Origin of the sequence: Sphingobacterium sp. UBA5639 (assembly GCF_002421245.1) — a bacterium.
Lineage (GTDB): Bacteria > Bacteroidota > Bacteroidia > Sphingobacteriales > Sphingobacteriaceae > Sphingobacterium > Sphingobacterium multivorum.
Genome location: NZ_DIJR01000029.1, coordinates 58848 through 75315 on the forward strand (window position 1 = coordinate 58848; position 16468 = coordinate 75315).

Genomic DNA, 16468 nt, shown 5'->3' on the forward strand with positions numbered 1-16468 from the left:
CCAGCGTATTATGAAAAAGAATATAAGAAAAGCTTTTATTTTGTTGGCAGCCTGTGGGATACTACAGAGCTGTACAAAAGATTTTGTCGCAATAAATACAAATCCAAATGCAATTTCTGCGGCAGCGCCACAAAGTCTCATCGCGCCAGCTTTACTCAATGTGTTAAACACAAATTTATCACGGAATATGCGCATCAACAACGAGCTTATGCAAGTGACTGTAACGGTGAATGATGCATTGGAGATTCAACGGTATGAAATCAGACCGTCAGAAGCGGAATCTACCTGGTCCGGATGGTACGTACAGTTGACGAATATACGCGACATTTATCAGAAGGCAGGGGAAGGGCAGCAGAAGGGTTACCAGACATACCAGGGTATTTCGCTTATATTGGATGCTTGGGTGAGTTCGTTAATAACTGATATGTATGGTGATGTACCTTATACAGACAGCAATAAAGGGTATAGTGATAGTAATTTAACTCCTGTATTTGATAAACAGTCCGATATTTATGCGGATATCTTTAGAAAATTAGAAGAGGCCAATACGCTTTTGAAAGGTAAGGTTGCTGTCGAATCGACCAATTTAGCGATGGATCCTATATTTAATTCAGATCCTGGAAAATGGCAGAAATTTGGTAATTCTTTATATCTCCGATTATTGCTACGTATAGCACATAAGTCAGAAACCAATGCCGTTGCAAAGATCAAAGAAATATTAGAAACGAATGCCGCTGAATATCCGGTGATGCAAAGCAATGCAGAAACGGCTGCTTTATACTACACCAATGTACAGCCTTATATGAATCCTTATTTTAATAGCCGTGACATAGATTTTAATGGAAACAAAGGCTATTCAGAGTTTTTTATCAATAATCTGCTGGACCTTTCAGACCCACGATTAAAAATTTGGGCCACTGAAGCCACATTAGGAGTATATGGCGGTATGCAGTCCGGATACCAGAGAGGAAATGTCCCCGAGCAACAATCAACGCTTTTAACAAGTCTAAAAGCCGACTCGCATATGGGGAATATCATGAATTACGCCGAGTTGCAATTTATTATTGCTGAATGTGGTATGAGAGGGTATGCTCAGGTTGATGCGCCTGGAGCCTATTTAAAGGGGGTGAACGCGGCTATGGAATACTGGGGGCTAACAGCGCCAGCATCTTACCTAAGCAGTGCAAAGGTTCAGTTGCTGCCCACAGATAGTGATCATGCGAAATTGAAAAAGGTGCATTTGCAAAAATACTATGCGATGCTATTTACGGATTTCCAACAGTGGTACGAATATCGTAGAACCCAATTATTGGATTTATACAAAGGTCCGGGCTTGTTGAATCAAGGGAAAATGCCAGTACGTTTAAATTATCCAACAATTGTACAATCTTTAAACAAAGTAAATTATCAGGATGCTGTGAGTCGTATGGGGGGAGACGGGATAAATGAAAAAATGTGGTGGCAACCTTCAATCAACTAATCAATGAAAAAGTTAAAATCAATACTATGCAGTATGTTGGCGATGTCAGCATTGCTGTCCGGCTGTATCAAAGACAACGTCAATGAATCGATAGGGACGCTAAATCCTGAAATATCGTTGTATGCGCTACGCAGTCTATATAAAAATGCCGATTTACAGCTTAATGCGTCTTCGCTACAAGGGGCAGAACATATCAAAGTAGTGGTCGTTTCGCATGCGGAAAATAAGAATTTACCAGAAAATACACTTGCTGTACAGAATATTTGGCGAAATCAACGCCGTGGAATATTAGTTCAGGTACCCAATGCGTCTGAATTTAAATTTGGAGATTCGGTTCAGATCAATATTAGCGGTTCAAAACTGATTAAAAAAGATGGCTTATTAGTTCTTTCAGTCGATAATAATCAACAGCTTAAAGTCTACTCATCTGGTAATACTATTGCCCCATTACCTGTTGCTGTTTCCAGTCTAAAGTCGAAGTTTGATGAGTTTGAATCAACCTATATCGATATTACAGCCGATGTTGAACCTGAACCCGCAGCTGGGACAGCGTTGAAAGGAGATAAAATCTTAATGGATGGTGATAAAAATGAGATTATATTGCATACACAAGATAATGCGACATTTGCTGGGGAGTCCATCGCTCCAAGTGCATCATTCAGAGGAATTGCATTCAAGGAGGGCGAAAAGCTACAAGTTAGGATGCAGAGTTATGCTGATATGGCTTATGCCAGCGGTAAGTTATATGCAGGTTGGCCTGAAACTTTTGATGCTGTAGATGCGAGTGTGAAAGGTAGCTATGATATGAAGGATAAAAACGCGGTCTCCTTTCCAACGGGGCAATGGAACCTGTATCAGGCTATTCTAGGAACAACTGCTGGTCGTGATCGTATCGTTTCTGGAAAAAATGCCATCCGTATGCAGCAGAACTTAAGTGTTGATGGTTATGTGCAAATGAATTTTGATGTGCCGAATGGGGCCTCAAAAGTAACGCTTTGGTATGGTTCGTATTACACCGATCGTTCGTGTACGTTCAAGTTGGAATACTCGACCGACGGAGGAACGACATGGAAGCAAACAGGCGAGCCTATTTCGGACGCGCATACAACGACAGAGAGCATGAATTCAAAACAGGCTGTATTCTTAATGAATATTCAGGGGCCGGTTCGTTTTAGAGTTACCAAACTTGGATTAGGGACAAGTAACAATGTGATTAATAACGGAAGGTTGGGATTGGACGATATTGCTATTTATAAAAGTTATTAATTTGAAAAATTGATTTTCAAATGGCCCCATTGGATTGTGTAATCCAATGGGGCTTTTTTATCATCAGCTATTATCTCAACTCATCAAAAAAAATCGTTATCTTCATTATATAACTATAAACGAAGACTTATGAACTTAACAGATTTAGTTACAGGTGGAGTAGGCTCTAAAGCGATAGAGACTATTTCAAAAATTACTGGTATCAGCGAATCCAAGGCAAAATGGATTGTAGCAGCGGCAGTTCCTTTGATGATTGCAGCATTGAATTACAATGCCAAAAACAAGGGGCAGGCGGAAAATATTGATAAGGCTATTGACCAGCATAGCAATAGCGGGATACTCGATAAAATTGGAGATTTCTTTGGACAGGGTGGAGCAGAACAGGGCGGTGAGCAAAATGTTTCTGAAGACGGCAATAAAATTGTCAACCATATGTTCGGCCAAAATACCGAAGTCGTGACACAGCATATAGCAGATAAAGCAGGCTTGAGTTCTTCTCAGGTCACCGGAGTATTGGCTACACTTGCTCCGATAGTAATGGGGTATCTAGGACAACAAAAGCAGGCTTCAAGCGGCGGTGGGATTGGTGATCTGATCGGCTCTGTGCTTGGTGGTGGAACACAACAAAATGCAGGTGGCGGTATGTTGGGTGGTATATTAGGCTCTTTCTTAGGCGGTAGCCAAGAAGAACAAGCGCAAGCAACTGAGCAGCCGGCATCGGGAGGTAGTGTTACCGACATGTTGGGTGGATTGGCAGGCAGTTTTTTTGATAAAAATAACGATGGGCAGGCAAAGGGCAATATTCTTGATTCAATCGCCGGTATGTTTGGCAAGTAAGCTGTGTTCGGTTATTATTTTTCTTGATAAAAAGCTAGTATGGGATGAAGCTAAGATGGTGCAGATCCTAAACAGGAAGCGGTCGGAAGTTCTACACTTCCGACCGCTTTCTGTTTGTTCAATTTGTATTAATCTTCGGCCGATACTTTCGGTGGAAAATTTTTATGTTTTCTTTTGCTGATTTTGTCAATATTGACGGGTTGAGGTACCTTGACATAATATCCTGTTCCGTCATATTCACGTTTATTGGGATTTTCCTTACATGCTGGCGAACAGCATCCATCCATCTCCCAGCCGCACTCATCACATTGTGTGAAATGTTCATTACAAGTTGGGTTGGCGCAGTTGATCATTTTAGTGGTTTGCTTGCCACAGTTAAAACAAGTTGATACCACGGATGGGTTGACAGAATTTACATCGACAGTAACACGATTGTCAAAGACGTAGCATTGACCTTCAAAATCTTCACCACCTGCTTCCTTTCCGTATTTGATAATGCCGCCATGTAATTGATAAACATCCTCGAAGCCTTCTTTTAACAAGAGAGCAGATGCCTTCTCACATTTGATACCGCCTGTGCAGTACGTTAATATTTTTTTTCCTTTATATTGTTCGAGCTCTTTGATTTTCTCCGGAAACTCGCGGAAATTGTCAATATCTAGGGTAACAGCATTTTTAAAATGACCAACATTGTGCTCGTAATTTGAGCGTACATCCAATACAACCACATCCTCTTGGTCTTTCATGGCTAAGAAATCCTTCGGTTCAAGGTGCACACCGGTTTGACGGTTGGGGTCAATTTCTTTTGGATCTCTCAAACCAGAGTGAACAATTTCGGCTTTGTAGCGGCAATGCATTTTAATGAATGATGGTTCATCTACATCGTCAATTTTGAACTCTGTTTTATTGAAACGACCATCGGCATAAATGGCATCCATATAGCTTTTACAGGATTCTACAGTACCCGAAACAGTTCCATTAAGACCTTCATCAGCTACAATGATACGGCCGACTAAGTTCAGTGATTTACAAAATTCTAAATGATCTGATGCGAATTTTTCGGCATCCTCGATAGGGCTGTAACAATAGTACAGCAAAGTTTGATATTGTGTCATGATATTCATTGATACCGCTGCAAACGGCGTTTAATGCTAAAAATAAATTTAGTGCAAAGCTACGAAAAATAATAAGTGGAATAAAATGACCCTCGTCACCTTTTCTTCAAAGGTTCGAGGAGGTATTCCAAGCCATTCAGCTTTATTTCATAGAGTGTTGCTAACTGCTGGCCTAGTTTTCCCTTTGGAAAGCCTTTTTGGTTATACCACACGAGATAGGGCTCAGGAAGATTACATAAGGTGTATCCCTGGTATTTGCCAAATGGCATCTTGACTGTAACAAGTTCGGTTAAAATTTCAGGATTCAACATTAGTCTTGAGGTTTTCCATAATTGAGACGGTACCAAACTGCTTTTAGCGCAATGATGCCATGATTGAATAAATTGGGAATGGCTCCATAGTAGCGTTTGAATATCGCAAAACGCTCTTTCAAGGATTCCTGATGTCTTTGTTTTGACATCCCGCCAACAAGATACCGGGCAACATATTGCTGTGCATTGACCGTTTTTTTTGCCTTTTTGGCACAACGGATAACCCAGTCAATATCAGCGCATAATTTATAATTGAGATCGTATGGCTCGGCGATTTCCCGCTTGATGTAGATCGCCTGATGACAGATATTCATACCGTAGCGAAAGCTTTTCCAGTCGAAATGAGCCGGAACCTTGTGCCGCCGTTCACCAATAATATTCCTGTTGTCGTCCACGAGGATTGTTTCGCCGTAAAGAATATCTGCGTTATCGCTCAGTTTGGCGAGGTTCTCAATGCTATTCAGATCATAGATCTCGTCTCCAGAATTTAAAAAAAGAACATAATCGCCTGTTGCTAAGGCTAAACCCTTATTCATGGCATCATAGATACCCTTATCCTTTTCGGAGAGGATGACGGCGATTTTATCCTTGTATTTTTGGATGATCTCTAACGTTCCGTCGGTTGATTGTCCATCAATGACAATATACTCTATATGACCATAGCTCTGATTGACAACAGATTTCAGGGTGTGTTCTATGTCACGCACATTGTTGTAAACGACAGTTATAATCGAAAATTTAGGATGAGCAGACATGTTTTTTATGTATCGAATTTATTTATTTTCTTCTTCAGGAATCGGATGCCACGGTTGAATAAAGATCCTTTCCGATGGGCGTAGAAATACTTGATGGCTTCATAAGCTTGCTTGTTTTCTGAAATTTCCGTCGGAAAATACCGTATAGGACTTTCCGCTAGTGTAACCTGATACGTAGCTTCTGCAGCTGTATGTGTACCCGATCCATCGTTACCAATATTTTGTATCATTGAATTCCTTGGATACAAAACTAATCCATTTTTTTTGAATACAGAAGCGTACCAGCGTATGGCCCAAGAGTTGATCTTTCCGGCTTTAAATTCTTGCACTTGCTTCCAGAAGTTTTCTTTTCCCTCGATACTGAATTGGTGTATTTGGTCGGCGGTAAAATCCGATACAAGTTCATCAATATTGGGATTGAAATGTTGCCAGGCGCGGTCCCAGGTTGCCCAGCCCCAACTATTGGCGACCCGAAAAAAGAAAGTCTCCGGCAATTTATCTAAATCTTTTAACGGATAACCATAACCGCTGATCTCCATGACCCGATCTTGATCTTTATAGCGCTCCAGTGCCTGATTGAAATAGTCTAGTGCAAACACCGCAGTTTCCAGATCGTCTTCCAAAACAATAATCTTTCCATGGGCATTGACCACTTTTGTAACACCATCGATCACATTGGCTGCCAAACCCCAATTTTCTGTCCTTTCTACAACAATAACCTCTTTAAAGTTCCATTGCTTATTGATAATCTTTCGTACTTCAGTAACTGCCTGAACAGATTTTTCGTTTTTTGCAGCATCCGAATAGATATATAGCGTGGTCTGGTCTGCTAATATATTATTTTCTAAAGCTGAGAGTGTTCTTATTGTATGATCAGGACGATTGTACACAAAAAGTATGACTGGAGCAGTATTGTTCATTTATCAATAGATTTTGTTGAAGGCTTTTTTGTTGGTCACACGGGTACGGTAAACTGCTCCTGTTTTGCCCAGCAATCTAAAAGCAATGTTTAAGTAGCTTTTTGCTTCAAAAGCATGACCTTTAAAAAATGAAGACGCCATTTTCTTTAGACTTGCCAATATTGCCATGGAAAAAGCTTTTACAAAAGTATAATTGATATTGCAATATTCTGTCAAATGATAGACAAATTCGCTTTTCAGAAAGGCCTTGCGGTCTGTTTTACGTTGTTGCCTATCGTGGTAGGCTTTGGCTCCTTCAGTGAGAATAATGCTTAATCCGTAGTACTTGATGCGGTTGGCATAATCTTTATCTTCTCCATAATGGAAAAAGATCGGTGCGAAACCACCGACTTTTCGGATCACCAGATTGGGGATAAACCAAAATGCAGCATTGACGAACGTGCAAATTCGATTAGAATTTTCGATGATGGCGTTTTTTGTATAGACAGCAAAACCATAGTCCAGTGTTGTTTCGGTTCCATCGTAGTGAATAGGTGAGATAATTCCGATATTGTCTGCGTTGACTTTCACTAAGTTGGCAATACAGTCCCGATCCAGCCAGGCGTCCTGATTGACCAAAAATGCATAATCATACTTTTCTTTCAAAACGATGTCAAGTCCAATGTTGTTGGCCTTTCCAAAACCCAAATTTTCGGAACTTTCTATGAGTCTTACTGATGGATACTTTTCTTTTATGATCTGTGTTGTATTGTCCCCCGAGTTGTTGTCGACAACTAAAATATCTGTTGGGTAACTCGAATCCAATAGGCTGGGTAAGCACTTGTGAATCCAAGGCTCAAAATTATAAGAGACGATTATGGTGAGAATCCTGGCCATCTATTTTTTTCGGATAACTGTTAGGAAATAGTGGTATAATTCCAACAAAATACTGGGTTTAAAGATTCTATTTACGATGATATAACTGCATACTGCAATTCCAATTGTACTTGCAAACCGAAGATAGAGGTTGGCGATGGCTGCGGTGGCATAATGTGCTGCTAAGCAGCTTATCGCTGCCAATAGTGCATAAGCAAAAATATCTGTTAGCAGATAACGAAATGAATAGTTCATATAAGGTTTGGCTGATATGTACCAAACGAATATCCAGAGGGCATTTAATGCCGAGGTCAATCCAATGAGCAGTTCTAGGCCTAATGATTTGCCGAAAAATAGGATGGCAATTTGGAGTAGGCCAAAAACAATGATATTCCGCATATAAACTTCAGGTTTCCCCTTGCTAATGATTAAGTTAGAGAAAACATTGCTTACAGAATCAAATGCGGCACCAATACAAAATATTTGAAGAAATATGGCGCTTTGCGCCCATTTGTCGGTGATCGCAATAGTAATAAAATCTTGTGCTACCGTGGTTAAACCCAATAACATTGGAAAGGCTAAAAAGGCTGTAAAGGAAATCAGTTTGCGAAAAACCCGAACTTGTCTATCCTTATCATCTTCTATTTCTTTTAAAATAGGCTGTGTCACATTATTGACCATATTAGTCAATATATTCTGGGCCATGATGCTCCAACGATTTGGATTCACGGTATACCCCAGTTCTTCAGCGGTATAATGCCGGCCTAAGATCGCTGCATATATATTTTTGTTGATATTGATAAAAATGTTGGTGACCAATATTTTGCTGCTAAATCCTAAAATGTCACGAATAGGTTTAAGATCGAACTGGAAAGTAGGTCTGAATTTGGAAAAATACCAGAATCCGAGCATATTGAAACCACTATAGGAAACAATTTGGATCGCGTATGCCCAATAAGCATAGTCCTTATAGGCTAAATAAACGCCGACTATATTTGATGCGATAAGAGCAAAGGTTCCCGTGATGACCCTTTCTTTGATTTTTAAATTCCGGAAGAGGTAAGCATTGTGTGCAATACCAAAACTACCTAACCAAAAGGACAAAAAGGTAAATCTGCTGAGCTCTACTAGTACTGGTTGATTATAGTATAAAGCGATAAGAGGAGCTGCAAAAAATAGAACGATATAAATAAATGTTCCAATTCCTACGCTTGTCCAGAATACCGCGTTATAATCTTTATGTTCAACATCTTTTTTATTGACAATCCCATACACAAATCCACTTTCTTGAAAAGCAGAAGCGAGAACAGAAAAGATGGTGATCATAGCGACTAAACCATAGTCTTCTGCTGTTAGCTTACGGTTTAGTAAGATGCCGAAGCCGAAGCCCAAAAACTGCTGGATGATACTGGCCATACCACCCCATAGCAGTCCTTTTGTTGTTTTTGATTTTAAAGAGTCATTTTTCGTTTGCGATGACATGCTAAATTAAATGAGCGGCAATATTAAAGTATTGCAATTGTATTCGCAAATTCTTTTAGGGAAACGTCAGTTGGATTGACATCGGTAATCAAATAAGAAATATCACGTAACGGTACAACTTTCATTTTTTGAACTGAATTAAGTTTTTCCGCAATGCTCAGAATAGCTACTTTTTTTGAGCATTTAATCATCGCACGTTTGATTTGCACCACTTCCCAGTCTGAATCGGTCACCCCATCTTCTACGGAAAGAGAATTTGTTCCCAACAAACAAAGATCGACTTTAAGATCGGCCAGTTCATTAGCGACTTGGGCTCCCGAAACAATGTTTGTATTGCGTGAAAGTTTTCCGCCAACTAAAATGACTTCAAGATTTGGCTTTTCGGCCAATTCTAGTGCAACTAATGGACTTATAGTAAAAAACGTACACTGAAGATGATCGGGTATTGTTCTCGCTAATTCAATTAAGGTTGTCCCGCCTCCGACTAAAACAGTCATTCCATTGGAGATTAAAGTGCTTGCTTTCTTGGCAATTTCTTTCTTTGCCTCCTTGGCATATACGTTTCCATCCTGAAAAGGGAACTGAAATGATTTTGATAATGCTCCACCATAGACTTTTAGAACTTTACCATTCTCAGCAAGTTCGTTCAAGTCGCGTCTGATTGTATCTTCAGACACATTCAGCTGAACACTGAGGTCTGAGGATAAAACTTTATTATGTAGGTTGATCTGATGTATGATGAATGCTTGTCTTTCTTCCTTTAACATTGGTCTTTTGGTTTTTAATCGGAATTTTAAAATTAATTGAGAAATCAGTCTAAATGTAGTGAAAATTATTCTTCCTTTTTATCAATTTTTGTTATGCCAGCTTTGAACCTCGGTTTGAAGCCTGTAGGCTTGCTGGCAGCAGGTTCCTGTGTTTCTATGCTGTCGTTTTCAGGTTCAGCCTTTACGCTCGCATCTAACTTAATTTCGTCTTTCGTATCGGGCAGCTGTGTTTGTTCAGCAGTTTCTATTTTGGTTACTCCGGCTTTAAACCTCGGTTTGAAGCCTGTAGGCTTGCTGGCAGCAGGTTCCTGTGTTTCTGTGCTGTTGTTTTCAGGTTCAGCCTTTACGCTCGCATCTAACTTAATTTCTTCTTTGGTATCGGGCAGCTGTGTTTGTTCATCAGTTTCTGTTTTGGTTACTCCGGCTTTGAACCTCGGTTTGAAACCCGTAGGTTTACTGGCAGCAGGTTCCTGTGTTTCTGTGCTGTTGTTTTCAGGTTCAGCCTTTATGCTCGCATCTAACTTAAGTTCGTCTTTCGTATCGGACAGCGGTGTCTGGTCAGCAGTTTCTGCTTTGGTTATTCCAGCTTTAAACCTTGGTTTGAATCCTGTAGGTTTTGGAGCCGATGTCGATGCTTCGTCGGTCGTTTCTTCGGATGCTGGAGTGCTTGCCGCTGCGTCAGGAGCTTTGGTTACTCCAGCTTTAAACCTCGGTTTGAAACCCGTTGGTTTTGGAGCCGCCGTCGTCGCTTCGTCGGTCGTTTCTTCGGATGCAGGAGTGCTTGCCGCTGCGTCAGGAGCTTTGGTAACTCCGGCCTTGAACCTCGGTTTGAAGCCTGTCGGTATTGAATCTGGAGTGGATTCCGCTGAATCAGCTATTTCCTGTTTGGATGTTGCTTGAGCTTCATCTTTTACAGCGGCAGAAGGAGCCTTGAATCGCGGTTTAAAGCCTGCTGGTTTTGCCGTAGGAATACTGGAGGTCTCGGATGATGCATCTGGGGTAACCTGCTTTTCAACAGGTTTTGCAATAACAGTTTCCTCCTCTGCTAAATGGAAACTTTTTCGAAGCTTGTTGAACCAAAACTTTTTGCTGTGGTCAAAACTCTTTTCTCCCATAGCAGAATAATGTGCTTTGAACTCTTCAAATAAAGGTTCATCTGCAGCTTTTAAAGCTTTTAAATCAATTTTCTTTTTTATGAAAAATTCTTCAAAAGTCATTCTGGTACGAGTTTGATTTAGTCTATTACAAATGTAGTAATTTTTCTGACGGGGCTAGGCGGTGCTTTAAATAAAAAAGAGCGACAAGCGCTCTTTTTTATAGTTTTATAGGTTCAATAGCTTAAGCCATGTTATGGTAAACTGCTTGAACATCGTCATCTTCTTCGATTTTATCGATCATCTTCAATACATCAGCAGCTTGTTCTTCCGTAATATCTGAATGCGATAATGCGATACGTTCCAATTTTGCAGATGTTACTTCAATTCCCTTTTCTTCCAGTAATTTTTGCATATTACCAAAGTCTTCAAAGGAAGTTTGAACGACAGCAATATCATTGCCTTCTTCATCAGATTCTACGTACAATTCTTCTAAGCCTCCATCGATCAACTCTAATTCAAGCTCTTCTAGGTCCAGTTCCTCTGTTGCAGCAAAACGGAAAATGGATTTACGATTGAAAATAAAATCCAATGATCCTGTTTTCCCCAATGAACCACCTGCTTTTGTGAAATAGCTACGGATGTTTCCTACGGTGCGGTTGGTGTTATCTGTTGCAGTTTCAATTAATACAGGTACGCCATGAGGGCCGTAGCCTTCGTATACATATTCTTCGTAACCTTTTGAATCTTTTTCCGAAGCACGTTTGATTGCGGCTTCGATACGATCCTTTGGCATATTTACTGCCTTGGCATTGTGTATTGCTGTACGAAGTCTCGAGTTAGTTTCAGGGTGAGGGCCGCTTTCTTTAACCGCCATAGCGATTTCTTTACCTAAACGTGTAAATTGAACGGCCATTTTGGCCCAGCGTTTGAATTTCCGCTCTTTTCTGAATTCGAAAGCTCTTCCCATTGTTATATTTTGTTTTTAAGATTTTCAATCATGTCGACTGTCATCTTCTGGATGTCAAATTCCGGCGTCCAGTTCCAGTCTTTTCTTGCATAAGAATCGTCTAGACTAGCAGGCCATGAATCGGCAATCTGTTGTCTTGGATCGTTCTCGATGTAAGAGATTGCAAAATTAGGAAGAATTTTTTTAATTTCTTGCGCAAGTTCTTTTGGAGTAAACGTAATTCCACCAAGGTTATAGCTGTGGCGAATGCTTAGGCTTTCTTTGGGTGCATCCATTAATTCGAGTGTACCACGGATGGCATCCTCCATATAGAGCATTGGTAAGGCCGTGTTTTCAGATAAGAAGCAGGCGTAAGTCCCGGTTTTCAATGCTTCATAAAAAATATCGACTGCATAATCCGTTGTGCCACCCCCTGGTTCTGTTTTCCAAGAAATGATACCTGGATAACGGACACTGCGAATATCCAGACCACGGTGTTCTTGATACCATTCTATAAGGCGCTCACCTGCAAGCTTGCTGATGCCATAAATTGTGTTCGGATCCATTACGCAATATTGTTCGGTATTTGTTTTCGGAGAATGCGGTCCAAAAACAGCAATCGAGCTTGGCCAAAATATCTTTGAAACTTTATAGCTCACGGCTAGATCAAGCACATTCAACAGACCATTCATGTTCAATTCCCAAGCCTTCTCAGGGTATTTTTCACCTGTAGCTGAAAGCATGGCAGCTAATAGATATACTTGAGTAGGTTTATATTGTTGAAATAATGTCTCGAGTCCATTTTTGTCAAGGACATTAGCGATTTCGAAATTTTCGTCAGGGCTTTTAATCTGTGGTTCTCTAATGTCAGTGGTTACAACATTCTCTGCACCAAATTTTTTGCGCAAGGCGATAGCTAATTCTGTGCCGATCTGGCCATTTGCACCAATGATAATAATGCTTTCTTTCATTTGTAAGTTTTATTTTAGGAAGCTCCTGCTTTCACTATAATGAGTGTTTATGCTCAAAAATATAAATGAATCGCTTCGCTCGTTTCTTCCTATCGATATGATAGGATCTAGCCTGACATAATTTACGTTTCATCATGTAATGAAAAATGAAATTTCAACCATGGCGGTTTATGATGCAAATATAAAGGCTTTTCAGTATCTATCAACTTTGTGGTCTTTTAGGAAGCCGGGAAAAAATGTTAATTTTTAGACTCTTTGGACTGTTTTTATGAGATTTTAAACTGTTTCAATCGTTTGTTCTTTTTTTTTGAATAAGCGGTGAAAATTTTTATTTTTTTTGAATTGCTTTAATTCTAATTTTATGGCATGAATCAAAGAACTTAACGATTCCATTTTAGCAATTTAGGAGGGGAAATGCTAAATGTTGTGACATTTTTAGCTAAGCGCTTAATATTTTGTTATTTTAATAGTGGAATTGGGGAATATTTTTTAAATTTGAAGAATTCATTCTTCGAGAATCAACTAAAAACAAAATCAAATAACAATTTTAATATACACAATTTAAACACAGACAAAAATGAAAGTGGCAGTAGTCGGCGCAACAGGCCTTGTAGGTACTGAGATGCTAACCGTGTTGGCGGCGCGAAATTTCCCAGTAACAGAATTAATTCCAGTAGCTTCAGAGCGTAGTAAGGGTAAGGAAATTGAATTCAAGGGAAAGAAGTATAAGGTGGTTACACCATCTGAGGCTATTGCTTTGAAACCTGATGTTGCGTTATTTTCTGCTGGCGGTGATACCTCGAAAGAATTTGCCCCTCAATTTGCAGAAGCTGGAATTACAGTGATCGACAATTCTTCAGCATGGCGTATGGATCCAACGAAAAAGTTGGTTGTTCCAGAAGTAAATGGTGATGTGTTATCTGCTGAAGATAAAATTATTGCAAACCCGAATTGTTCAACTATACAAATGGTGGTGGCTTTAAAGCCATTACATGATAAATATAAAATCAAACGTGTTGTCGTTTCTACCTACCAATCTGTAACAGGTACAGGTGTTAAGGCCGTTAACCAATTGATGGATGAACGTGCTGGAAAAGATGGTGAAAAAGCTTATCCTTATCAGATTGATCTGAACGTGATTCCGCATATTGATGTTTTCCAAGAAAATGGATACACCAAAGAGGAGATGAAGATGATTTTGGAAACAAATAAAATCATGCGTGATGATTCTATTAAAGTAACTGCAACGACAGTGCGTATTCCTGTTATGGGAGGACACTCTGAATCATTGAATATCGAATTTGAAAATGACTTTGATTTGAATGATGTACGTGCAGCTTTAGCCGCGCAAAGTGGCTGTATTGTTGTTGACGATCCTGCGTCACTACAATATCCAATGCCGAAGGATGCACACGGTAGAGATGAGGTTTTTGTAGGACGCATCCGTCGTGATGAATCTCAGCCAAATACGCTCAACATGTGGGTAGTAGCGGATAACTTACGTAAGGGTGCTGCAACAAATGCAGTTCAGGTAGCGGAGTTATTGGCTGAAAAAGGATTGATCTAACTCAAGTAGATTCCATAATAAATATTGAGCCCCCATGAATTCGTTCATGGGGGCTCTTTTTTGTTCCATTAGCAAATCACAATTTAGATACTTATGATTTGGTCCTTGATGTCGGGGCTATAAATTATGGTGTCAATGTTGTGGGGTGGATCGAAAATTCAATCTTGTCATTCAACGGAGCATAGCTTTCTTTGCTTTGCTCTTCCAGTCGATCTGGAAATAGAATGCCGAAAAGATGATCCGTTTCGTGCTGTAAAATAACAGCAGTAAAACCCTCGATATTTTCTTCAATAACTTTACCTTCTTTATTGATGTATTGCAGGCGGATCGCATAACTCCGTAATACATCTTCTTTACGGTTGGGGATAGAAAGACAGCCTTCTGCACCTTTACGCTTCAGTTTGGAGCGCCATAGAATTTTAGGATTCACATAGAATTCAAATGGCTGATCCGGTTTGTCAAATCGCTGTACCCAGATTAAATTTTTATTGATTCCGATCTGTGGCGCTGCGATGCCTACACCGGGGTGATTGGGATCACGTACAGTCGCGAACATTCTTTTGGAAAGAGACTCAATCAATGGGTCGTTGTATTTGACATCACTGCTTGTCGCTTTTAAAACTCTCAGATCTTTATCGTCTGTTGTTTGCAATACGCGAAGAATTGCATTTTCATCTCCTGATAAAATGATTTTCTTGTCGGCAGCACTGAACTCCTGTCCTGCGTTAAGATTGACTGGTCTTTCATTCTTTGACTTATGAAATGCTTTTTCTCCGGCCATAATTTTTGTTTCTAAATTGTTCTCGACTGGGGGTACTGGGCAACGGTACCCGTTGCTATAGGCACAGTATGGGTTGTAGGCTTTGTTAAAGTCTATCTCAACATCGTTTCCTTTAATGTCGTCTGTGGATAAATCAATATACCGGCCCCCACTGTAGCTTTCCTGACCATTTGTTAAATCTAAAAATGGTAAAAATAAATGTTTTTTGTATGCAGGATTTTGAAATAATGCGACACTTTGGTAGACATTCAACGTATGTTCTTTTCCATGAAGCGTAAATGTTATAATAGCATAACGTTTGTATTCGTTGCTTGTGCCGTCGTAGGTCGGCATCCGGAATACCGGTTCATCAAATAGGACTTCAACTTTGGCGTTGACTTTATAACTGGCGTCTACAGGAAAGTAATCCAAAAACGCTACCTGATCTGATTTCAATGGGCCGTATTGTTCTTTCGCCAATTCAGCGGCTTTTTCTTCACGAAGAGCAGTAATGTGTTGCTCGTATTTACTTTGGGCATGCGTATTCAAGCATAAGGCCAAAAGGAAACTGGCAATAAGTGTTTTTTTCATTTGTTTGCATATTTATTTGCCCGATTTCATACAGCCCAATGCCCTGTTGCTTTTGCTGTTATTTTGATCCGTTTACTTATAGGGTAAGTCGGTAGACCCGCTATGATCGGATTGAATTCGGTGATCTATTGCCCCAAAAAGCAAGTTAGTTTGCTTTTGTTAAATAGTCTATCAAAGTTATAGTTTTTTTTGATTAAAAAGTCAGAATTAAAAGATCAAAAATGAAAAGGGCATGTATTGAAAAGAAGTGTCCAATTGAAATATTACATCTTCCTGTGTAATACTCAGGACTACTTTGTATTTTTGTGAAAAATATATATCCATGAGATTGATGGCCTTTGATTACGGTACAAAACGAATAGGGGTTGCGGTGACCGATCCAATGCAAATTATTGCTACAGCATTGACGACGGTACACCCGCAGGATATCTGGACATACTTAGCCGATTATTTACAGACAGAACAGGTGGAAACTTTTGTTGTAGGCAAGCCACGGCAACTGGATGGGACCGACTCTGAATCCGCACAGCATGTTGTCGGGTTTATTCGAAAACTGAAAAAGACTTATCCCACAATTGCTGTCGCTGAAATAGACGAGCGTTTTACTTCTAAAATGGCTTCTGCAGCGATCGCACAAAGTGGCAAAAAAAAGAAGGATCGTCAACAAAAAGGGCTGATTGACACGGTGTCTGCAACGATTATTTTGCAAAGCTACATGGATAGCCGTAATTTTTAGATACACAGCGAC

Annotated in this window: 16 protein-coding genes; 5 read left to right on the plus strand and 11 right to left on the minus strand. The window is 39.9% G+C overall.

The genetic code is table 11. The annotated features are described in order from the left end of the window. Positions 1–10: 10 nt before the first annotated feature. From B4Z90_RS17200 to B4Z90_RS17210, 3 genes are all read left to right on the plus strand, one after another. A complete protein-coding gene (locus B4Z90_RS17200) occupies positions 11–1480 on the plus strand; it encodes a SusD/RagB family nutrient-binding outer membrane lipoprotein (RefSeq protein ID WP_070561428.1) in 1470 nt (489 codons plus the stop codon). A gap of 3 nt (positions 1481–1483) precedes the next feature. After that, complete coding sequence (locus tag B4Z90_RS17205; protein WP_139144882.1) at positions 1484–2746, plus strand: DUF5689 domain-containing protein; 1263 nt, start codon at positions 1484–1486, stop codon at positions 2744–2746. A gap of 129 nt (positions 2747–2875) precedes the next feature. After that, positions 2876–3583 carry a DUF937 domain-containing protein gene (locus B4Z90_RS17210; RefSeq protein WP_070561423.1) on the plus strand — a complete coding sequence of 236 codons (708 nt, stop codon included), beginning with the start codon at positions 2876–2878 and terminating at the stop codon, positions 3581–3583. A gap of 128 nt (positions 3584–3711) precedes the next feature. Here B4Z90_RS17210 and B4Z90_RS17215 read toward each other — a convergent pair whose 3' ends face one another. From B4Z90_RS17215 to B4Z90_RS17260, 10 genes are all read right to left on the minus strand, one after another. Further along, positions 3712–4698, minus strand: coding sequence for a rhodanese-related sulfurtransferase (locus B4Z90_RS17215; RefSeq protein WP_070561516.1), 987 nt, complete (start codon positions 4696–4698; stop codon positions 3712–3714). A gap of 95 nt (positions 4699–4793) precedes the next feature. Continuing rightward, the gene (locus tag B4Z90_RS17220) at positions 4794–5009 is read right to left on the minus strand and encodes a DUF3820 family protein (RefSeq protein WP_046673143.1); all 216 of its coding nucleotides are present in this window, start codon (positions 5007–5009) and stop codon (positions 4794–4796) included. Further along, entirely contained in the window at positions 5009–5764 is a 756-nt protein-coding gene (locus tag B4Z90_RS17225; RefSeq protein WP_070561421.1) for a glycosyltransferase family 2 protein, read from the minus strand. The genes B4Z90_RS17220 and B4Z90_RS17225 overlap by 1 nt, the downstream gene beginning before the upstream one ends. A gap of 5 nt (positions 5765–5769) precedes the next feature. Continuing rightward, positions 5770–6684: a glycosyltransferase gene (locus B4Z90_RS17230; RefSeq protein WP_070561419.1), complete on the minus strand. Its 915-nt coding sequence runs from the start codon at positions 6682–6684 to the stop codon at positions 5770–5772. 3 nt (positions 6685–6687) lie between these two features. Then, positions 6688–7560, minus strand: coding sequence for a glycosyltransferase family 2 protein (locus tag B4Z90_RS17235; RefSeq protein WP_070561417.1), 873 nt, complete (start codon positions 7558–7560; stop codon positions 6688–6690). Beyond that, positions 7561–9021: a lipopolysaccharide biosynthesis protein gene (locus B4Z90_RS17240; RefSeq protein WP_070561415.1), complete on the minus strand. Its 1461-nt coding sequence runs from the start codon at positions 9019–9021 to the stop codon at positions 7561–7563. 23 nt (positions 9022–9044) lie between these two features. Then, entirely contained in the window at positions 9045–9788 is a 744-nt protein-coding gene (locus tag B4Z90_RS17245; protein ID WP_046673148.1) for a DeoR/GlpR family DNA-binding transcription regulator, read from the minus strand. A 65-nt stretch (positions 9789–9853) separates the two neighbouring features. Beyond that, positions 9854–11005 carry a hypothetical protein gene (locus B4Z90_RS17250; RefSeq protein ID WP_204990871.1) on the minus strand — a complete coding sequence of 384 codons (1152 nt, stop codon included), beginning with the start codon at positions 11003–11005 and terminating at the stop codon, positions 9854–9856. A gap of 121 nt (positions 11006–11126) precedes the next feature. Then, a complete protein-coding gene (locus B4Z90_RS17255; protein ID WP_070561411.1) occupies positions 11127–11852 on the minus strand; it encodes a YebC/PmpR family DNA-binding transcriptional regulator in 726 nt (241 codons plus the stop codon). 2 nt (positions 11853–11854) lie between these two features. Then, entirely contained in the window at positions 11855–12802 is a 948-nt protein-coding gene (locus B4Z90_RS17260) for an NAD-dependent epimerase/dehydratase family protein (RefSeq protein ID WP_046671586.1), read from the minus strand. Positions 12803–13379: 577 nt separating this feature from the next. Between B4Z90_RS17260 and B4Z90_RS17265 the strand changes: the two genes are divergently transcribed. Next, entirely contained in the window at positions 13380–14369 is a 990-nt protein-coding gene (locus B4Z90_RS17265; RefSeq protein WP_046671587.1) for an aspartate-semialdehyde dehydrogenase, read from the plus strand. Positions 14370–14493: 124 nt separating this feature from the next. Here the strand turns inward: B4Z90_RS17265 and def are convergent, their stop codons facing one another. After that, positions 14494–15720, minus strand: coding sequence for a peptide deformylase (gene def / locus B4Z90_RS17270; protein WP_083295771.1), 1227 nt, complete (start codon positions 15718–15720; stop codon positions 14494–14496). A gap of 322 nt (positions 15721–16042) precedes the next feature. Here def and ruvX point away from each other — a divergent pair, with 322 nt between their 5' ends. Continuing rightward, the gene (gene ruvX, locus B4Z90_RS17275; protein WP_070561409.1) at positions 16043–16456 is read left to right on the plus strand and encodes a Holliday junction resolvase RuvX; all 414 of its coding nucleotides are present in this window, start codon (positions 16043–16045) and stop codon (positions 16454–16456) included. Positions 16457–16468 lie beyond the last annotated feature (12 nt).